Origin of the sequence: Streptomyces peucetius (genome assembly GCF_025854275.1) — a bacterium.
Classification (GTDB): domain Bacteria; phylum Actinomycetota; class Actinomycetes; order Streptomycetales; family Streptomycetaceae; genus Streptomyces; species Streptomyces peucetius_A.
This window is the reverse complement of the sequence record NZ_CP107567.1, coordinates 5,506,780-5,527,937: the sequence shown is the minus strand read 5'-3', so window position 1 is coordinate 5,527,937 and position 21,158 is coordinate 5,506,780. Positions and strand designations below refer to the sequence as shown.

Genomic DNA, 21,158 nt, shown 5'->3' with positions numbered 1-21,158 from the left:
GGCGTGTCAGCGACGCCATCCAAATCTTGATTTCCTAGCGTTGATCTTGGTCTTGCCTCGGATGTGTTTGGCAAGATTCCAGACCCCACGCCAGGGGCTGTAATGGCCTTTACTTCCGGCCTTATTGTAGTGCCACTTGTTCACACGGTCCCATTCGAGCCGGTTTTTGTGGTTGCCCCAATGGATTCCGGGCCTGCCGTCGCGCATCACGAAATTCTTGTTCTTCTTGGCGAAGAAGAGCCACTTCGTCGGCTTGTAGCGTGTTGACCACTTGACGAAACGCTTGACATGCTTGCGTTGCTTCCACAATGTCTTGAAGATCGCCCATCGGCCGTCGAGGTCGTACCGGTTCAGGGGATCTGCGTTCGCGTATTCGTATGCGTTTGCCGAGCCGCCGTAGAGCGGGTCCATGGAGAGGAATCGGCCGGTGGTGGGGTTGTAGAGGCGGACGCCCATGAGGGTGAGGCCGGTGAGGGTCTCGGTGGAGCGTTGCTTGGCGCCGAGCCAGTTGTAACGGGCGGCCGCCTGACTGGTGCGCGGGATGCCGTACTCGTCGCTGTCCAGGGCCGTTGGTGCCTTGGTCGTGTCCAGGGGGAGCTGGAGCGCCACATCACCGTGGATGTTGGTGAGCTGCAGGACGGTGTCGCCGGTCTTGCTGGTGGTGGCGGCGAGGTCACCGCCGATGGACTCCACGTTGCGGGTCAGGTCGCCGCTGGTGGTGTCCTCGATGATCCAGCGGGGGTTGTCGCTGTCACTGTCGTAGTGGTTGCGCTTGGAGGCGGTCTGCGTCCACGTCCCGGAAGTGTCGGTTTCGACTGTCCAGGAGCGGAAACGCAGGTTCGCGTCGAGCTGCCAGATCTGACGCTTGCCGTTCGCGGTCTGCTGGTAGGCGAGGTCGTTGGCGTAGTAGCCGAGCGTGCTGCCCGGCAGAGCGGTGGTGCGGCCGAATGCGTCGTAGGTGTAGCCGGTGTCGACGAGGCGGTCGGCGCTGTCGTAGGCGTGGCTGGTAGTGGTGCCTCCCGTGGTGGGGCAGGCTGCGTTGGCGGCGGCGGTGGCCGTGGTGAGCGCGGTGCGGTTGGTGCGCTGGTCGAAGGCGTAGCTTCGGCGGGTGCACACGTCGCTGACGGTGTCCAAGACGGTGGTCAGGCGGCCGGTGTTGTCATAGCGGTAGCTCTGGTCGGACCAGCCGGTGTGGGCGGTCACCTGGCCGTGGACGGACTCGGTGACCGTGTCGGAGACGACGATCTCGCCGTCGGTGTCGCGGGTGTAGAGACGGGATGTGGTGGCGCCGGTGGTGTCCTCGGTGGTGGTGAGGGTGTAGCCGCCGGGCAGCTTCTCGGTAGCGACCGAGCCGTCCGCGTCGTAGGTGGCCTCGAAGGCACCGGCGATGGAGTCGGTGGCCTTCGTGGCCAGGCCGCGCGGTTCGGCCGTGTGGTCGTAGGTGTAGGTGACGGTGGACGGGACGGTGTCGGTGACCTTGACCGGGCGGTCGAGCAGGTCGTACTCGGTGGTGGTGGTGCCGCCGTCGGCATCGGTGTAGGAGATCTGGCGGCCGAGCTTGTCGTATGCCTTGGTGATCGTCCCGCCGGTCGGCGAGATTGTCTTGATCACCTTGCCGGTGTCCGTGGCGTATTCGGTGGTGGACTCGGGCACCGCCTGACCGAGACCGCCGGTGACCGTGACCTTCGTCGGGCGGCCGGCCACGTCGTAGGTCGTGGTGGTGGTGCGGGTGACACCGTTCGCGGTGTCGGTGAGCTTGGTGGGGTTGCCCCACTGGTCGTACTCGGTAGTGGACGTGGGCAGCTGGCTCGGGTTGGTGCCGCCGCCGGTGATGGCGCCGGCCGGGCCGGTGGAGCAGACCAGGTCAGCCCACTCCGGGCGGCCGGCACAGGTGCCGGTACCGGTCGCGGACCAGTACGTCGTCACTCTCGTGGCCGCGTCTGTTCCGGTCGCGCCGGGGAGACGCTGCTTGGTGATGCGGCCTTGGGCGTCGTACTCGGTCGTGGTGGTGAGGGCCAGGCCGGCGGGGTCCTGGATCACCTTGACCGGCAGGCCCTTGACCCAGTCGTAGTCGGTCTGGGTGGCGCGGGTCTCGGCGTGGATGGTCGGGAAGTCCAGGATCTGGGCACCGGTGGTGCTCTTGGTGACCTGGTTCTCGACCGTCGCCGTGCCGTCGGTTGGGCGGCCGGTGTCGTACTCGTTGACCGTCCAGGTGCGAGCGGCCACGGACGCACCAGCCTGCAGCAGCGTCGTGCTGCCGGAGACCAGATCCTTGGTCAGCTCCACTCGGCGCAGCGGGCCGAATTCCTCCAGTTCCCGGGTTCCGGTGGCGTTGTAGACCGAGCGGGTGGAGAGCAGTTCGGCACGTTCGGCGTTGGAGTACTGCGTGATGCCGAGGCTGGTCTGGACCGCGGTGTCGGACGCGGTGAGGCCGAGCGCGATTGCGCGGTTGCCGGCGCTGAGTTCCCGGACGGTGTTGCCGAACCGGTCGTACTCGGTGGTGGTGATGTGGCCACCGGGAGTGATGCTGTTGACCTCGCGGCCGGAGGCGTCGGTGTAGGTGATGGTGGCACGCTTGTAGTCCGTCGCCGTCAGGCTGGAACCGGCGTGGCCGGCCGGGGTGACGTCCACAGGGAAGACGGCGGTGGCGTCGGTGGGGACATCGAACTGGCCCCATGCCTTCACGTCCGCCGCGCCCATCGCGTACGGGGCGGTGGTGCCGCTCAGCGGTACGTCATAGACGACGCTCGTGGCGGCAGTGCCCTCGGTGATGTCGGATGAGCCCTGATGCAGGCCGGGACGGGATGCCTTCAGGAGCATGCCGGCACCGGCAGTGGCCGCGTTGCCGGCCGTGCCGTAGGTGAACGTCCACGGCAGCTCGCCGGGCGGCGTCAGCGTGGTGACCCGGCCTGCGGCGTCGTAGTCATAAGCGGTCTTCAGTGCAGGGGAGATCCGCGGGTCCGACACCTCACGCAGACGGCCTGAATCGTCGTAGGCGTAGGCGGCGATGGACACCGCGGTCGAGGTGGTCGCGGCCGGGGCGGTGGACCACAGGCGTATCCGCTTGACCCGTCCGACGTAGTCACCGAACGACGTGGCGGTAGCAGTCGTCGAGACCGGGTACAGGTACTCCAGCACGCGGCAACCCTTGGTCGACGGATCAGCCTCGCAGGTCGAGGCGGACACCGCGGAGGTGGGCGCGATGACCCACTTCGGCCGGGCCACGGTCTTACCGTCCACCGTGGTCGTCTGCGAGACCACCTTGGTGGTGGAGTTGCTTGTCGGCAGGTACGTCGACGAGATCGCCCACGTCGTCACGGCCGGATCGGCCTTGGTGAAGGTCGTGGTCGTGCCCTCGGTGTCCTTGAGCGTAAAGGATCCGGTCAGCGAACCGGTCAGGGTCAGGTCCTCGCCACCGGGCTCAGGCGTCCAGCCGCCGCCGGTGGTGGCGGTGAAGCCGGTCTCCTCACCGTCGACATCGACCAGGGCGACGGAGGTCGCCGACGTCTTCTTCACATAAACCCAGTCGGATTCGGTGAGTTCCGCAACCGTGCCGGAGGTCCACTGCGGGCCAAAGATCGGCGCCTGACCCTCCTGCTTCGCTCCTGCATCCGGGCGGCGTGAGGAGGCGGTACGCGTCACGCTCATGTCGAACGCGGAAGCGTCGGACTCTGAGAGGGTGTAGTCCCCGGTCAGCAGGTTCACCGAACCAGGACCGACCTCCTCAAACGGTGCGGTGCCGGCGTCACGGTCGACGGTGACGGTCACCGGCTGGGAGTAGCCGGTGGTGGTGCCGTCGGTGAACGCGGCCCGCACGTCGATGGGGCCGTCATCGGCGAAGGTGCTGGTGATGTTCCACACGAGCGCGGGCGGCGCGCCGTTGGGCGCGGCCAGCGGCCAAGCGGTGACGGCCGAGCCGTCGGAGTTCTTGGTGACGTCGGCCAGCGGCACGTTGGCCCAGGCATCGGTCTCGCCGCGCCGGTACTGGTAGGTCACCCCGGTGTAGGTGGGCTTGCCCGTGGCGGAGAGCGCCACCCGGCGTGCGGGGCGATCGCCGTCACCGGGGGTGAGGATGGCGGCCCCGTCGGCGCCGATACCGAACTTGTACTCGGTCGCGCTGGTGGAGAGGTTGCCGCCGGAGTCGACGGTCTTGGCGTAGAGGGTGTGCCATCCGTCGGCCGGATTGATGGTCACCGTCTTAGGGTCGCCGCCGTTGCCGTCGACTGTGTCGTCGACCCGGTTGGGTGTGTTGGGATCGTTCAACCCCCAGTAGTAGCCCTGCCCGTCGGTGGAGGTGGTGTCCAATGTGCACTGCGCACCGTTGGCGGCCTTGGCGGTCCAGGTGTCCTTCGTGTAGGGGTCGCAGACGATGCTGGGGGCGGCGGGCTTGGCGGTGTTGAGAACGAACGCGGTGTAACCAGTCCATGATCCGTACAGGGAGCCGTCGTAGCCGCGGACCCGGTACCGCAGATGCGTACCCGCGGGGAAGGCGCTGGTCGACGGGATGGTCAGCGAGGCGGTCGAGCCCGAGGCCACACTGCCGCTGAGCGCGGTGTAGGTGTAGGTGGTGTCGTTGTAGGCGGGGTCCGGGGTGACCTCGAACTGGGCCTTGACCGTCCCGCCGTCCACATCACTCACCTTGGCCGACATGGTCGGGGTCAGTGAGGTCACATACCGCTTGGCGTTGTACGCGTTCACCGCGCTCGGCGTGATCGCCTGCGCGGTCGGCACGGCCGGGTAGGAGTTGTAGGTCACGGTCAGCGACGGCTCAACATTGGGGTCATGGGCGCCGTCGACGTAGTTCGCCGAACGGTACCGCCGCCAGGTGAGAGTGTCGGTCTCGCTGACTGCCGCCAGGCGGACGCCGTAGTTGGGCTGGCCGTCGGCCCACGCCTGCACGACCGCATCCACATCCCAGGAGACCAGACCCGCGGGGCAGGAGGAGTTGTAGCCCTTGGCCGCGGTCGAGGTCACCGCACCCGTGGTAGTCGTCGACGGCTGCGCCGACCACGAGACCGCCGACGGATCCCAATCCGAGGTCACGCGCCGCACCTGCACACCCGAGCCGGAGGTGGAGCAGGTGGACGAGTAGTACGAGTACAGCCGCAGATCAGTGTCCACGATCTTCTTGCCCGCATACTTGGCCACGTCGAACTTCAGGAACGACCGGGCCTTCTGCACTCCGTCGTAGGTGCCCGCCTTCAGCTCCGTCGAACCACGCTGGCTGCTCGGGTAGGCGTCGTACTGGATCCAGGTGTCCGTGGTCGGACCCGCCAGCGTGTTCGTTGGGTCCACCACCACCGGATACGTCACATCCGGGTCGGACAGGAACGCCTCACTGGGCTTGAGCACGAGCGTCTGCCGGCCGTCAGCGGTCGTCTCCACGGTAGTGGTGACGATCGCGGTGTTCTCCGGCTCCCTGGACTTGGCATCCTCCGTCCCGTCCCACATCAGCGGCGGCGGAGCAGCAGCGACCTGCTTGCCCTTGCTGTCCTGCCAGCGCAGTCGCTCATCGGCCGTCTCATCGAGAGTGAGGCCCTTGGCCTTCACGGGCAGGCGGAACTCCACCGGACCGCTCGGCCGCTCGCGCAGCACCACCGAGTGGGAGAAGCCCTCCGGCAGCGCGGAGACCACCACGTCTCCGCCAGGGACCGCGTTCGGGTAGGTGGCCGTGTTGCCGTTGAGTACCGGCTTGGGCAGCGCGCCCTCCCACGCCACGCCGAAGGTCTTCTCGCCGCGGGTGACCTGCGCCAGCGGCGCCGCGCTGCCGCCGGCGGAGAAGGCAATGTCCGCGGCCGCGGTCTTGGGCAGCACCTTGCCGTCCACCTCTGACAGCGTCACGTCCACCGGCTGCCACGCGCCATGGGAGTCCTTCACCCGGATCGGACCGGTGAAGGACTCCACCGTCACCGTCCCGTCTGGATTTGCCCAACTCGTCGTCGAATCCGTCCGCGCGTCCAGGATCTCGATCCGCCGCTTCTGCAGCCGGGCCATCACCTGCGCCGACGTCTCGTCGTCGGCCTGGGCAGGGCCGAGGTTCGTCGGTCTCTCGGCCTGGACCGACTGCGACTCAGCGCCAACAGCCGCGCCTTCCATCACCGTTACGGACAAAAGCAGAGCGAGCCCGCCCGCTATATAGCGGAGGCTCCTCCCGCTCCAGATCCGCCCTCGCTCCTCCGGAGCAGGCAGATGATCGCGATTCATCCTGAATTCTCACCCTTATTGAGAAGTAACAAGCATTACCAACGCGGAACATATCCAGAGAGAAAAGATCAAATAAGCAGGCAGAGGCGCCATACCGGGCAACTTGAGCGGATAGCCAGCGTGTGATCATGGTCACTCTTTCGCTGTTCTGGGAACCAAGCCCCGCTGCGCTGGTATAGCCCGACTGGCCAACTCCAGCCAGACTTGCTGGCGTTCGCGGGACTACGGGGGTCCGCCCCAGCGAACGCCTGCCAGAGAATGGATGCGCACTCTGGCGGCGCCATGTGGTCTGCATGCCGCGATTGCGGACAATCGGCGGTGCATGTCGACGGTCGCAGCTGAGGTGCGGGAACAGTTCGGGCGCGGCCTTGCCCTAGCCGGTCAGGCCAACCCGGGTCGGGTCGTCCTGTGCGAGCGCGACGTCGTGGGCGTCCAGGCCGGCGGCCCGCGCGATATGGGGAGTCTGACGGCTCTGGCCGCGGGACATGTGGGGCCTTCCACCCGGAAAGTGGACACCAGTTCGTGTGGTTATGCGGCGAGTGTCAGAGTAGCTGATCGCTGCTCGTAGGCGACGGGGCTGAGTTGCCCGTTCGCCGAGTGACGGCGTCTGATGTTGTAACGCGTCAGCCATTTGAAGACGCGGCGCCGGCAGGCGCCGGGCCCGCCGAAGCGGCGGGCGCCTTGGAGTGTCTCGCGTTTCAGGGAGGCGTGGAAGGACTCGCAGGCGGCGTTGTCCGCGCTGGTGCCGACCGCGCCCATGGATTGGATGACGCCCAACTCGGCGCACAGATCAGCGAATTGTCGTGATCCGTATTGCGCTCCGTGATCGCTGTGGAAGATGGCGCCATCGAGGCTGCCGCGGGTGGCGGCAGCCATCGTCAGCGCGTCGGCGACCAGGTCGGTGCGCATGTGATCGGCGATCGACCAGCCCACGATCCGGCGTGAGAAGCAGTCCAGGACCGTCGCGAGATAGAGATGCTCGCCGTCGCCGACCGGCAGGTACGTCACGTCGCCCATGTACTTCAAGTTCGGCGCGTGAGCGGTGAAGTCCCGCTTGAACAGGTCCGGTACCGGCGTCTGTGACGGTTCCGGCACGGTCGTACGCACGCGCTTGCGCAGGCGCACGCCGGTGATGCGGAACTTGCGCATGACGCGCGCGACCTTCTTCTCGTTGATCACCATGCCGTGGGTGTCACGGAGCTCGGCCGTGATCCGCGGGGCGCCATACGTCCCGTCGGAGTCTGTGTGGATGGCCCGGATCTTCTCGGCCAGATCCTCGTCGGCCTGCTCGCGCTCGGCGCGGGCGTCACGCCCGTCTCGCCACTTGTAGTAGCTGGAGCGGGCCACCTCAAGGAGTCGGCACAACCGCTGGACCTCGTGGGTCTGCCGGTGGTCCTCGATGAACTGGCAGCGGTTCACCAGGTCATCTCGGTCGCGAAAAACTTCGTGGCCTTGCGCAGGATGTCGCGTTCCTCTGCGAGCGTCGCGTTCTGCTTGCGCACCTGCTTCAGCTCGGTGCGCAGGGCCGCTATCTCGGCCTGTAGTTCTTCGCGGGTGGGCTCGCTCACCGTGGCCGGCTCCTTGGTCTTCCTCGTCGTGCTCATGGTCGTGCCCAGCTCGCTGCGGCGGGACCGCTCGGCCCGCACCCAGTCCCGCAGTGTGCCCCGGCTCACGCCCAGGTCCTCCGCGACCCCGGCCAGGGTCAGGTCCGGATCAGACAGGTACAGCGCGACGGCATCCGCCTTGAACTCCAGCGAGTAGAACTTCATCACCATAAGGGACATCTCCTCCACGGCCCCAGGTCAGAGGCCGGATCAAGGTGTCCACTCCCCGGGGGGAGGCGCCGAAAGCGCGACCGGCACCCTCGACCACCGCCTGAAGTTGATCGCCGAGCTCGGCCAGGAAACCATTCCCGACCACGCGGCCCACATGATCCGCACCGCCTGGGCCCTCGGCGCCCGCCGCGACCTCGAACACCTGAAATTGCGGAACTGGGCCCACATGCTCGGCTTCCGCGGCCACTTCTCCACGAAGACCCGCACCTACTCCACCACCCTCGGCGTACTCCGCGAGGCCCGCGCCGCCTGGCACCGCCGCCACACCCCCACGCCCGAGGCGACCACTCTCGTACTCGCCCACTGGGCCTTCGACGGCACCGGCTTCACACCCGACCTCGAACGACTCGCCCGCCTCGTCGGCGGCACCCGCTCCGAGGCGGTGACGGCCCGTGCGTGACGACGAACTCCTCACCGTGCCCGAAGTGATGGCCCGCCTTAAGATCGGCCGATCCGCTCTCTACAACCTGATCCGCAGCCGCCGTCTCGCCTCGCTCACGATCGGCCGCGCCCGCCGCATCCCCGTCCACGCGCTCACCGACTACATCCAGCTGCATCTGGAAGGGGCCGCCCGATGACGGCCCCGAAGGGGAAGGCCCGCGCAAACGGCGAGGGCACCATCTACCAGCGCAAGGACGGACGCTGGGAGGCCGCCGGCTACGTCCTCGCCGCCGACGGCAGCCGCAAGCGCGTGCGCGTCTACGGGACCATCAGGAAGGAAGCTGCGGACAAGCTCGCCGGGAAGATCGCAGACAGCAACCGCGGTCTCCCCGTCGCAACAGCAGACAGCACTGTGGGCGAGTACCTTGCCTACTGGCTCGGCAGCGTCGCCGTCCATCAGCTCCGCGAGAACACGCACACTCGATACGGCACCTGCATCCGCCTCTACCTCATCCCCGGGCTGGGCAGGAAGAAGCTCGCCCGCCTGACCACACGGGACGTGCGAACCTTCCTTGACCGGCTCCGCACCACCTGCCAGTGCTGCGCCCAGGGGCTGGACACCGTCCGGAAGCGCTGCTGCACCATCGACCAGTGCTGCCGCAAGGTGCTGTCGCCGCTGACCGTGACCTACGTGCACTCGGTCCTGAAGTCCGCTCTGGAACACGCCGTCCGCGAGGACGAGCTGCCCCGCAACGTCGCCCGGAACGTCAAGACCGTGGCACCCCGCCCGAGACGCTTCCAGCCCCTCACAGCAGCCGAGGCCCGACAGCTCCTCCATACGGCGGGCGGTGACAGGCTGCACGCGCTGTACGAACTCGCCCTGCGCACCGGCCTCCGCAAAGGCGAACTCCTCGGCCTCCACTGGGAAGACCTCGACCTCGACGCAGGCACCGCCAGCATCCGACGCTCCCTCCAGCGCACCCGCACCAGCGGCCTGACCGCCCTGCCCACCAAGACCCGCGCATCCGAACGCCGCATCGCCCTGCCCACGGGGTGCGTCCAGTCGTTGAAGAGCCACCGGGAACGCCAGGAGAAGGAGCGCGCCGTCCCCGGAACGGGCTGGAAGGAACGAGGGCTCGTCTTCACCACCCCCACCGGTGGCCCCCTCGACCCCGCCAACCTCACCCGCCGCTTCCGCGGCCTCCTCGACCGCGCAGGGCTCCGCCGCATCCGCTTCCACGACCTACGACACTCGACCGCCACCCTGCTGCTGGAGCAGGGCGTCGACCTCGTCGTCATCAAAGAACTCCTCGGTCACGCCCACATAGGCGTCACCGCCGGCGTCTACGCCCACGTGAAGCTCCGCCTCCAACGTCAAGCCATCGACACCCTCAACGACGCTCTCGACGACCACCCTGCCGACTCACCTCCGACAGCAGCCGTCCGCTGACGTTGCCGTCACCGTTGCCGTCAAACACCCCAGAAGCCCGCCGGAAATCAACCGGCGGGCTTCTGGCTGCAACCGTTCCGTCAAACTCGATAAGCCATGACGGCCTTGAGCCGAACTCCGGTAATCAAGGTTGCGGATAGCAATCGTAGAGCACTTCTGGCGCGACGCCCAGAATGAGACTTTCCATCCCGTTGAGGCCCACACCAAACTGCGCGAGCCAATCGGCTACAAGGTAGATCGTCCCCGCTTCATCGAGACCAAGGAAGTACCTGCCCTGATCGAGTTCACCAATCGGGAACAGTGTCACCCCGGTCAATTCACCCCACTCGCTAAATCTGTCATCCTCGCCGAGTGCGAGTAGTGGATCAAGTTCGAAGGCTTCTCGCGCCCGCGAAATCCCATCACCGCCGTACTCGAAAGACAGGCCACCAAATTCGGAGAGGAAGCTCTCGGCCGCCTCGTGCATGACGAATCCAGAGTCCTCCAGTCGGGCACGCCAGGCCGATGTATCAACGCACCGGCCAGGCGTCCAACCTGCGAGCAGGAGTGCCCGCTCAGCCTCTTCGGATAGCTCACTCACCCTAGTCACCTGTCAAGAAGTTGAGGTTGAAGTGCTCAGAAAGAGCCTTGCAGCTATTACACGGGCCCACCGGGAATCCGTGCTTGGGGTGACCAACGTCGCCTCTGATCAGGACTGCTGCCGCATCGGCTCCCATTGGGCTCTCTCCGCTAAAGAGCGCCTGCGAGAGACATACAGCCATCCCACATTGTCCATGACCGACGCCGCGGGCGCCGGGAGCAACCGTGTTGAGGACTGCCTGAACGGCCGGGTGTATGCGAACCGTTGCTCCGCGAACACTGGCACTCGCTATGACCCGCCCACTCGGCAACTGAATCGCTTCCGCAACCGCTGGCCTTGCTGCGGAAGGGCGAATGGAAGCTGACGCATCAGCGACTCCCTGAGCGCCCTCTAGCGCACCACCACAATTGTGAACCAGGACCGGTGTAGCCCCCGCGAGCACATAGTACGTGTGGATACCGGTGATGGTCAGATCATGGGTGCGCTGACGCTGGTCAAAGTGGCGCGTGTCCGTCACCTCGACGATGTCACCCGCAGGGGTGCGCAGAGTCATGCCGCGGAGGAGGTCGCCCGCCTCGATCCACTCGCCCTTGGACACGACCCAGAACGGATGCGTCGTGGTGGCAATCAATGCCTCAGGAATGCCCGAGGCACCGGTGATGGTGAGGTCGACGAAGTGCTTGTCGTCCTCGGTGACGATCGTGCCCGCTACCTCGCGGATGGTCGTCTCACCGGTTTCGGGGTCGGTGACAGTGACCTTGTCACCGAGTGCGACGTCCTCGATCGGTTTGGTCGTGCCGTCGGCGAGAAGGACCTCCGTGCCGGGCAGGAAGCTGTGACACTTGCCCTTCTTCAGGGCGGCTGCTGCCTTCGCCTTGGCCGCCGCCAGGGCGTCCTTCGCCTTGGCCAAACCGTCCTGGGCCTTGCTGACCGCCTTGTTGGCCGCCCACAGGTCCTTGACGCCACCTATCAGGTCGCCCACCAGGCCGACGACGCGCTTCGCGAGTTTGGCGCCCTTAGCCCAGTTCCACGGTGCGCCGTACTTGGCGAGGATCTTGCCCGCGATACCGCCGGCGAAGCTGCCCGCGATGTTGAGCAATGTCTCGCCGCAGGCGCCCATGTCGCCGCTGGAGACACAGTCAAGGGCGGCGTCGACACCCAGGAGGTCCCGAGCGATCTGCACCAGGGCCTTGCCTGCCGCCTTGATGCGCTGCTTGGCAGCAGTCTGCTGGCCCTGTGCCCCTGCTAGCTCGTCCTCCGCGTCATCGACATCCTTGTCCGCATCATCGATCGAGCCGGGGCGTACGGGCTGTCCGCCACTGCACTCGATGCGACCCTCGAGACACTCGGGAATGATCATGCCGCTCGGATCGGCATGGGTCACTGGGGAGTTGTTGGCGTAGTTGTAGCCGTTGATCTGCTGCGGCTGCGTGTGTTCGATGATCGGGTCGACGGAAATGAACCTGCCGATGACCGCGTCGTACTCGCGCGCGCCCAGATGTGTCAGCCCGGTCGACTTGTCCATCGTGCCGCCGACATAGCCCTTCTCACCCGGCCATGTGCCGGTCGCCTCGCCCCGTTCGACACCAAACGGGTCGAAGCGGCGCTGCGAGATCGAGCCCGTCGCGGCGTCGATGGCGACTTCACCTGTGCCGTGGTGGTCGGAGGCGATGAACGACACCTTGCCGTCGTTCGTGCGCACCGCGACCGTCTGGCCCGCGTGCGAGTAGTAGCGGGTGGCTTCCTCCTTGGTGCCGTCGGCCGAGAGCTTCAGCTCCATGCCGGGCAGGTACACCGTCGTGCCCGTCGGGTCCTTGCGCTGGACCCGGTTGCCGCCGCTGTCGTACAGATAGGTCGTCTCCGACCCGTCGGCCTCCGTCGCCTTGGCGAGCTTGCCGGTGTCCGTCCACTCCAGCACCTGGGCGTCGCCGCCGATCGTGCGCTTGGTGGTGTTGCCGGTGTTGTCGTACTCGTAGGTCGACTGCCGATCGCCGGTCGGGGTGTTCTCGACGACCTTGGTCAGCTGGTGCGGGCCGTCACCGAGGGTTCCCGCGCCGCCGTAGCTGTAGGTGCGGGTGATGTTCTTCGTCGGGTCGAGGCTTGCGTCGTGGACCGTCTCGGACGTCCGGTTGCCGATGGCGTCGGTGACGTACGACTTCCAGTACGGAGCCGGCCCACCGAGCGGGTTCGCGCCCGGGGCGGCCTGGCAGGCCGTCGGGCCCTTGCCTGCCACTGGCGCCGCCGAACCGATCGAGCCGCTTCCTGAGGCGTCGGCCACGGTGGAGGCGGGGCTCCACGCCTCGGCGAGGCGCTGGCGCGAGTCGTAGCCGAAGCACTGCACGTCGGGCGAGGCAGCGTTCGACGTGTCCGCGATGGAAAGGACGTTGCCGGCCTGGTCGTAGGAGTAGTGCGCCTCCTTCGCCGGTGCGGCCGCGCCGTAGACGTCGACCACCACGCGCTTCAGACGATCGGTGCCGGTCTCGTAGTCGAAGGTCTGCCAGACCTTCTTGCCGCTACCGGTCGACAGCTCCAGCTGCTGCAGATGGCTCTGGTTGGAGTAGATCGTGTTGGTGACATACGGGGTCGAGCCCGTGAGTGTCGTCGGGCGCTGCAGCTCGTCGTAGCCATTTACGAGCACTTCGGCCGGCAGGCCGCCCGCGGCAGGCAGACCGGTGGACTGAAGGGTGCCGTCACTGTTGTAGACCGATGTGAAGGTGTACGAGCCGGCGAGTGCCCCCTGCGAGGCGGGCACCACGTAGTTCGTCTTCAGCGGACGGTAGAAGTCGTCCCAGGTCATGATGACGGTGCCGAACGACTCCGTCGGCGAGATGTAGCTGATGTCGGCCCAGGCGTGCCCCAGAAGACCTGCCTTGTCGTAGCGCGTCTCCGTGAGGCGGGTGCCGGTCGTGGGCTCCCCCTGCCACGTGGACAGGGTGCGGCCGAGCTTGTCGTAGACCGTGGAGATCTTCTTGCCGCGGCTGTCCGTGGCCGTCACCGGACGGTCGAGCGCGTCGTACACCGTCGTGGACGTGCCCGCATCGGGGTCGATGCTCTTCGTCTTGCGGCCCAGCAGGTCGTATTCGTAACGCCACTGGTTGCCCTTGGCGTCCGTCACCGTCTTGAGCTGGTTCTTCGGAGTGTAGGTGTAGTTGGTGACGTCGTAGCCGGACAGCCCGTTCGGGGAATCGCCCCGGTAGTACCAGATCTCCTTGGTGTTGCCCGCGAAGTCCGTGATGGTGGTGGTGGGCACGCCGCCCGTCGGAGGGTCGACCGTGGTCCGCTCACCGTTGTACGTGGTGGTGGTCCGCCACTGCTCGACGCCCGACACGGCCACGATCTGCGCCGTCGGGCGGCCGAGGCCGTCGTACTCCATCAAACTCTGCTGGCCCACCTCGCCGTTGTGGACTTCCAGCAGTTCGTCCGACGGAGGGTTGGCCGCGTTGTACGTGAGATGGGTCTTCTTGACCTTACCGGTTCCGTCGTAGAAGGCGTCCGCGACCATGCGAGTCCCGCCCGGGCCCTCCGTCTGGAGCTGGCGCGGGCGCAGCAGGCTGTCATACAGCTGGTACTCGGCCCCGTACGAGCCACCGTTCTCGATCTTCTCCGTCTTGACCGCCGTCACCTTGTCGCGGCGGACGTTGTACGAGTACTTGATGCTCGGTGTCTGGGTCTTCGCCCGGTCCGGCAGCCAGACAGACGTCAGGCGGCCCAGGGCGTCGTAGGCCAGGTCGGTGCGCTTGCCGTTCGGGTCGGTCTGACCGGCCGACATGCCCCAGGCGGGCGCGTAGTCGGTGGTCGTGACGTGGCCGAGGGCATTGGTGTTCTTGGTCTGCGAGATCAGGCCGTTGACATCGGTGTACGCCGTCCGGGTCACGGCCCCGGAAGCGTCCGTCTGGGACAGCGGGCGACCGAAGGCGTCGTACGTGGTGGTGCCGGTGACCTGGTACGTGCCGGTGGTGCCGTTGTGGGCGGTGAGGCGCTCGGTCCTGGTGGCGTCGCCCTTAATCGGGGCCTCGCCGAACGCCTTGCCGTCGTACGAGGTCCGCTCGTCGGCATGGACCTGGGTCTTCCGGTCCGGGGTGACCGAGCACTTTACACCCACGGCCTCACTGCGCGACGGCAGGGAGAGGATGTTGGCGGCGGCATTGTCCGCGTACCAGGTGCGGGTGCAGGTGTCGTCGACGGCCGTGGAGACGTCGCCGAGGTCCTCGACCTCCACCGCGCGGCCGGTGCCGTTCGCAGTGTCGTACTTCGTGGTGCTCTTCGTCTCGCGCCAGTCGCCGTTGGACAGGAGGCTGTATCCGCGTTCCACGTCGGAGCGGACGATGACCGAGTGGGAGGTGCCCCAGGTGCGGGTCTGTGTCGCCGTGTTGTGCTTCCACGGCTCGTTGATCACCTTGGAGACCAGCTTGGTCCCGTCGTAGGTGTGTGCCTCGAGCTGGTGGCCCGTGAACTCCTCCGAGTCTGTGTACGTGACTCCGGTTGAGTCCGTGACCTGCACCGAACGCGTGCCGCCCGACGCGTTCTTGTCGCCGTCCATGCCCTGCAGATACGTGTAGTCGATCCGCGAGGTCTGCTTGTCGGCGCTGCCCGAGGTGACGGTGACCTTGCCGTAGCCCTGCCAGCCGCCCCACGTGAGGTACTTGTCCTCGGTGATGCCGTCCGGCTTGGCCTTGCGCCAGGCCGCGTCACCGTTGTAGTTGTACCGGGTGACGAGCGAGTCGCTGCCGCCGGTGCGATCGGTCTCGACGATCTCGGCGACCACGTACTTGTGGAACCAGTCCGTGATGGGCTCGATGGTGCCGGGGGGCGCCCACTTGACCGGGTAGCAGCGCTTCGTCGACTCGCCCGGCTTGGGCAGCGCGTCCTTGGTGCACTCGGTCGGTGCGTAGTTGATGTCGAGCTGCGCCCCGGTCTCGCTCAGGACGGAGGCGAGCCGGTAGCGGTGGAACGGTGCGATGTTGTCGCCCACGGCGTCGACCCGGTTGGCGAGCTGCTCGCCGGACAGTTCCAGCGTGGGCAGTTTCGCCGTGGTACCGACCCGTCCCTCGTGGTTGATCTTCGTCAGCCACAGAGTCTTCGAGTCGTCACCGTTGTCCGTGAACAGATGCGTCAATGTCCACGCGTCCACATCCTGGTACTCGGTTGCGCTCTTGCGCATCTGCGTGGTGATGCCGGTCAGGCGCTTCGTCGTCCAGAAGGTCTGGCCGACGGTGCACTTCGTGTTCGCCTTGCACTCCTGGTCGACAGGGGTGTCCGGCCAGTGGGAGGCGTTCGCCTCGGTCCGCTTGGCCTCCGCGCAGTCGAAGTCCGCCGTCGGCAGGCAGCGTTCAGCGACCTCGAAAACGACACGGGCGGGCGCCTTGGCGGCGTACACGGCACCGTCACGCTGACCGTAGTCGACACGCTTCAGGTAACCGCCCCGGTGGTACGCGGTGCCGTTGACGTCCGTCTTGCCGTTCAAGGCGTAGTGGTTCGTCTCGGGAGCGTAGAAGTAGGACATCACGTTGCCGTGCGTGTCCTTGACGTAGTCGAGGCTCCAGCGCCACGCCTGCTTGCAGTGGGCGCTGGTGAAGGTGGCGTTGTAGCAGGGTTCGCCGGAGTCGTCACCGAAGACGGGGACGGTCCAGGTGGAGCCCGTCGTCTCCTTGCCGCTGGTCCAGCCGGGCAGGCGGTTCAGCCCGAACCAGTACTCGGTACCGTCGGAGGTGGTGACCTTCCAGTGCTCGCCGTCGTTGTCGCCGTTGTGCGTCGCGCCGGTGGCCTTCTCGACCTTGGTGCCGTCGTCGGACGAGAACTTCCACTCCCCTGTCTTGTCGTCCTTGATCAGCTCCGACGAGCTGCCGTTGAGCATGATCGAGGCGTTGTCGAACGCCCAGCACTGCTCACCGGAAGTGGAGTGGCCGTCGTCGGAGCACGGCTTGTAACGCCGCTCGATGTAGCCCGGGTCGTACGAGAAGCCCTCTCCGACCCAGGACCCCTGGTTGTTGGTCACCGAGGTGCGTCCGTCGGCGGACTGTGATGAGTAGCCGAGACCGATGCTCGGGGACTGGCCACCCGGCGTGGGCACCGTCCGCATCGGGTAGCTCCAGCTGAAGCCACCCGATGAGTTGGCGACGCTCCAGCTGGCCGAGGGGGACAGCGGAGTGGCCTTGTACGTGCCCTGGGCCGAGGAGGGGCCGGCCGCGAGCGCGACGAGCTGCGCGCCTTCGACGGCCATGGTCGAGGGACCCGGCTCGGGTGCGGGCGCGGCGACGACCGTCGCGGACACGGTGCGGTCCTCGACGTCGTTCACCGTCGGCAGCGGCTTCGGCAGCTCGGGGCACGCCTTGCTGCCGGGTGTGGCGACCGTCGCACAGGCCGGGAGCTGGACGAGGTGCAGCCGGGAGGCGTACGAGCCACCGTAACCCTCGGCGAAGGCCGAGTAGTCGACGGAGAGGCGAACCGCGGCGTTCTCGGCCCGGTCGTCGGCGCGTTCGACACGCAGCAGCGCACCCGCACCAAGATCGGCGGCCCGTCGGGAGGGAAGGACGTCCACGTTGACCTTGGCGGGCGCGGACGGGGCCGCGGCGGCTCCTGTCCTGGCCGCCTTCGACGGCTTCGACTTCACCGCGGAGACCGAGACGGGCAGGCCGCCGACCTTGGTCCCGGTCTTCGGCGGGGAGGCCGCCACGGACAGTTCGGCGCTGCCGCCGGCAGGCCAGACCGGCTTGTCGAGTGCGGTGACGGCGGCCTTCCTGGCCGGGTCGGGCGGGCGTGACTTGGCCTTGGCGTCGACGCCCTGCACCGGGTCGCCGAAGTCCTGGACGCCGGGTCTACCCCGGCCTGCTTGATCCTGTGTGAGGGGGACGGCCTGGACCGTACTGCCGGTCAAGGCGATGGTCACGCCGAGAGCGGTCGCTGCGAGCAACCGCCCTGGTATGCGCCGGTTCAGCAACCGGCCACGAAATGGCATCACGTGTCTCCGCACGTAGAGGGGTGGGAAGGTAACGGGCGGGTGGGCCGCCACGGGGATCGGCCCACCGGCCCGTCGGGATCACATGTCCGGCAGGGACATCGGGTTGGCCATCTTCTGAACCGCGATCTTGTCCGCAGCTCCGCTGTAGACGCGGACTTCGTCGATCTCGCCCGCGAAATACTCACTGCCGGCGCTGAGTGCGGAACGGCCCACTTGGAGACCGCCAGTGGCGGCCCACAGCGTGTCGTCCGTCCCGTGGGCGAGGTCGGCGAGCATGCCGTTCACGTACAGCCGGATCTCGTTGGCGAACGCGTCGTAAACGACTGCCAGATGCTGCCCCTGCGGGTCGGTGTCCGGGAGCACCTGGTCGTCGGCGAACGACTTCACCGGTGCCGTGGCCGAGTCGGATTCGGCGACCGCCAGCTCCCACATCGACGGCGTTCCGGCGTCCGTGCCGGGCCGGTAGCGAACCGCGAGGCGGTTCGCCGCAGACCCCGGCAGCGACAGCACGGTCTGGGACTTGACCGGATCGAGCGTTGTGAGCCTGACGCGTGCTGCCACTGTGAAGCCCACCGCGCCGGTGACCGGCGGGGTCGCCGTCGATGCGTAGTCCCCGTCGCCGTCGAGCATCAGATGACCGGCGCCGACCAACGGGTAAGGGCCCCCGTAGTAGGGGTCGTCGGACGGTGGGATGAACACATTGGCGCCGCCCGCGAGGGTCAGTGCCTGCCCCGTCCCGGTGTCCGGCGAATCTCCCTCGGTCACCGAGTCGAGCTGCCAGTAGTTCTCGCGCTCCGGCTTGACGGTCATCAGTTCCGCCACCTGTGCGGCGGGCAGCACCCGGTCGAAGACGCGGACTTCGGCAAGATCGCCGGCGAAGTTGTCCCGGTAGCCGCTCTTGGCCGTGGAGCGGCCGATCTGCAGCGGGCCGTAGGACCTCCACACGGAGCGGCGCTGAGCGACGCCCTTGGAGTCCTTGTTGACGTAGAGCCGCAGCTCGGACGTGGTCGCGTCGTACACGCCAGTCAGCAACACCCACTGGTCGGGGAGCACGCTGACACCGGTGGCGACCGCCTTCCACTCGCCGAGGGACTCGACGTCGGTCACGGGGACGGAGAACGCCCAGGTACCGGCTGTGTGGTCGTAGCCGAGGGTGAAGCCGGGCTCGCCGGTGCCGTCCTGGCTGACCACCGCCATGTCACGGGTGGGCGTGCCGCTGGGGCGTACCCATGCGCTGACGCTGAAGCCCTTGGAGGTGTCGAGCACGGTCTTGCTCACGTCGGCGTACGCCTCGGGGGAGCCGTCGAAGTGCGCGGCCGAGTCCACTTTGCCGCCAGGGCCTTCGGCCTCGAAGGCGACGCCTGTGCCGGTGTTCGCGGAGAACACGCCAGTCTCTTCGTGCGCCTCTGTGCTGCCTGCCACATCGGCGAAGTTCCACTGAGCAGCGACGGGCGTGCCCTCAGTCACCAGGAACTCGTAGTGTGCCTTGGTGCTCGGGTTCTCCGCCTTGTCGACGGCGATGACGTCGACCCAGTGCCGGCCCGGTCTGGTCGGCATCCACGTGACGGTGGCTGGTCCGCCGGCCGTGGAGGCGGTGACCGTGGTGGCCGGGGTGGCCGTACTGTCAAAGGCGTACCGGTACTTCACCACGTCGGCGTTGGCGGCCTGGTCGTTCGGGTTGGGCGAGAAGGTGAAGCTGCCGTATGTGCCGACGCCGTCGTGGTAGACGGTGTCGGACGGGTATTGCTTGGAGAGGACACTCGGTGCGCCCGGCATCGTCTTGTCGTAGACGAACTCGCACCGCACGGTGTCGCCGTCGTAGCTCCAGGGTCCGTAGCCGTCACCGTCGTAGGCGCGTGCGCTCCAGTAGATGACGGTGTTCTGCGGGATCGTCGACTTCACGGTGTGCACGAACTTGGTGCCGGAGGTGGGGGACAACCACGTGGGCGTCAGGTACGTGTAGCTCTTTGCCTCGTTCGTCAACGGGTCCGTCCAGTCCACCTTGAATTGGACCTTCACCTTGTCGGTGTTGCCGTTGTCGTGGTCGGGGTCGCTCGCGATGGCCTGCAGCTGCGGTGGGACTTCGCTGTACGGCCGGTCTGCGCCCGATTCGCAGACACCGCCCGGATTCTGGGAAAGGGTGGTGATTTTGCGCGGCAGGTTGTTGTACTTGATCGATAGGTAGGTGTTGCCGCAGATGCGCTTCCACCCGGGGAAGGTGGTCTCGTCCCCCGCACGTAGCCCCAGCGTCATCGAGGACCAGCCTTCGGCCGCCGCCGTCTTCACTTCCGTGGTCAACTCGCCGGTGGAGCCGCCCTCGAAGTGGAGGTTTGCCTGGCTGGAGCAGCTTGTCGGCGAGATCGCCTTGTCGACCGTGCCGATGTGGTCGTCCCAGTCGTCCGAGGTGCTGGACCAGTCGCTGGAGGACGTGATGCTGTAGTTCTTGCCGCCGATGCGGTACAGCCGGATCGACTCGGCGGTCGGCGTGGCGCTGTAGATGTGGTCGATCCGCGCGGAGAACGTCGCTCCAAGAATTTGCTTGTCCTTGTAGAACGACATCGGCATCGTAAACAGCAGGCGCCGCACCCCGACACCGTTGCAGGAGACCGGACTGTAGTCGGTCGGGCACTTGCCCACGCCCGCGCTTCCCGAGTACTTCCAGTCCTGTTCGCCGGGGTAGCCGGACATCACGCCGGTCCACGCGGCGCGTGAGGTCGTGCGCTCGATCGGGTCGATGACGACCGGGAAGACAGTGTCCTTGTCCTTGAGAAGATTCTGGTCGGGGACGAGTGACAACTTTCCCTCGCCGAGCTCGATGCCCAGCGGTGTCGTCCTGCCGCCGCCGCCCGGGCCGGCAAGTGCGGCCCTCGGCGCGACAATGGGTGCGGGAGCCGCTTCCGCCGATGCTGCGGCGAGCGCTTTGGAAACGGCCTTCGGGCCCTGAGCCCTGGCGGCGGCCTCCTTGACGGCTGCCGAGTCCCACATCACAGGCTTGCCGGCCTCGAACACGGTGCCGCCGACAGCGGCGTCCTCGGCCAGGAGCGCGCCGGAGGCGTTCTCCTTCATGGTGAGTCCATCCGTCTGCAGGCCCAGGTCGACCCTCGCCAGTCTGGGATCGGCCGCTGCTTCGGGGGTTCTGACGACAAGGAGATGGCCGAAGCCGTCGGCCTCGGCCCGTACGACCAGGTCGATCCCTGGCAGTGCGTCCTTGTACGTGGCTGTTTCGCCTTCGAGCACGGGGGCGGGCAGCTTGCCGTACGGCCAGGTCAGCGCGAGCTCACGGCCGGCCTGGTTCATGGTGACGAACGGCTCGCCGGCAGTGCCATCCGAGAAGGACAGGGCTACGGCGATCGCCTTGGGCCCCACGGTGCCGTCGGCCCGCCGCATCAAGGTCTTGTCGATGTCGACCCAGCCGCCGTCCTGGAACGTACGGATCGGGTTGGTGTACTGGCGGGCGGTGAAGGTCCCGTCGGGCTCGGCGAAGATCTCCCGGCGTGCGGTGCGCATACCGAGGATCTCGATCTTCTTGCCGCTCTTCTGCGCCACCGTGAGGGCCTCGGCCTCCGTCTGCACGGGTGTGCCGATGCCGACCGCCGACTGGTCCGGTGCAGGAGCATTCCCTGCGAAGTCGTCCGGGAGGGGGTTGAAGCCTCCCGTCAGCACGGCGCTCGCCGCCACCGCGGCGAGCGCGCCGCGTAGCACGAGGCCGCCCCGTATTCGTCTGGACATCCGCCCGTTCTCCATATCGTT

At 67.1% G+C, this 21,158-nt stretch carries 7 protein-coding genes and 1 pseudogene; 3 read left to right on the top strand and 5 right to left on the bottom strand.

What is annotated here, in order from left to right; translation table 11 throughout:
• Positions 1-6: 6 nt before the first annotated feature.
• Both OGH68_RS25480 and OGH68_RS25475 read right to left on the bottom strand, forming a co-directional pair.
• Positions 7-6,096 carry a DNRLRE domain-containing protein gene (locus OGH68_RS25480; protein WP_264247295.1) on the bottom strand — a complete coding sequence of 2,030 codons (6,090 nt, stop codon included), beginning with the start codon at positions 6,094-6,096 and terminating at the stop codon, positions 7-9.
• Between the two features lie 636 nt (positions 6,097-6,732).
• A protein-coding gene (locus OGH68_RS25475; protein ID WP_264241225.1) for an IS3 family transposase occupies positions 6,733-7,979 on the bottom strand; the annotation gives its coding sequence in 2 pieces (ribosomal slippage) (positions 6,733-7,646 and positions 7,646-7,979; 1,248 coding nt in all).
• A gap of 64 nt (positions 7,980-8,043) precedes the next feature.
• Here OGH68_RS25475 and OGH68_RS25470 point away from each other — a divergent pair.
• The 3 genes and pseudogenes from OGH68_RS25470 to OGH68_RS25460 form a co-directional block, all read left to right on the top strand.
• A pseudogene (locus OGH68_RS25470) lies at positions 8,044-8,439 on the top strand (replication initiator); the annotation flags it as partial.
• Positions 8,432-8,617, top strand: a complete 186-nt coding sequence (locus OGH68_RS25465) for a helix-turn-helix domain-containing protein (RefSeq protein WP_264247294.1) — start codon at positions 8,432-8,434, stop codon at positions 8,615-8,617. The pseudogene OGH68_RS25470 and the gene OGH68_RS25465, both read left to right, overlap by 8 nt.
• Positions 8,614-9,870, top strand: coding sequence for a tyrosine-type recombinase/integrase (locus OGH68_RS25460; RefSeq protein WP_264247292.1), 1,257 nt, complete (start codon positions 8,614-8,616; stop codon positions 9,868-9,870). Before OGH68_RS25465 ends, OGH68_RS25460 begins: the two co-directional genes overlap by 4 nt.
• A gap of 124 nt (positions 9,871-9,994) precedes the next feature.
• On the opposite strand, the gene OGH68_RS25455 is transcribed toward OGH68_RS25460, so the two are convergent.
• The 3 genes from OGH68_RS25455 to OGH68_RS25445 form a co-directional block, all read right to left on the bottom strand.
• Positions 9,995-10,450 carry an SUKH-3 domain-containing protein gene (locus OGH68_RS25455; protein WP_264247291.1) on the bottom strand — a complete coding sequence of 152 codons (456 nt, stop codon included), beginning with the start codon at positions 10,448-10,450 and terminating at the stop codon, positions 9,995-9,997.
• A gap of 1 nt (position 10,451) precedes the next feature.
• Positions 10,452-17,336, bottom strand: coding sequence for a polymorphic toxin-type HINT domain-containing protein (locus OGH68_RS25450; RefSeq protein WP_264247290.1), 6,885 nt, complete (start codon positions 17,334-17,336; stop codon positions 10,452-10,454).
• 150 nt (positions 17,337-17,486) lie between these two features.
• Positions 17,487-21,137 (bottom strand): LamG domain-containing protein, encoded by a 3,651-nt coding sequence (locus tag OGH68_RS25445; protein ID WP_264247289.1) that lies wholly within the window; start codon positions 21,135-21,137, stop codon positions 17,487-17,489.
• Positions 21,138-21,158 lie beyond the last annotated feature (21 nt).

Bases quoted from the DNA above. Each gene is read 5' to 3' on its own strand.
- OGH68_RS25460 (WP_264247292.1), top strand. From the start codon at position 8,614: ATGACGGCCCCGAAGGGGAAGGCCCGCGCAAACGGCGAGGGCACCATC.
- OGH68_RS25445 (WP_264247289.1), bottom strand. From the start codon at position 21,137: ATGTCCAGACGAATACGGGGCGGCCTCGTGCTACGCGGCGCGCTCGCC.
- OGH68_RS25480 (WP_264247295.1), bottom strand. From the start codon at position 6,096: ATGGAAGGCGCGGCTGTTGGCGCTGAGTCGCAGTCGGTCCAGGCCGAG.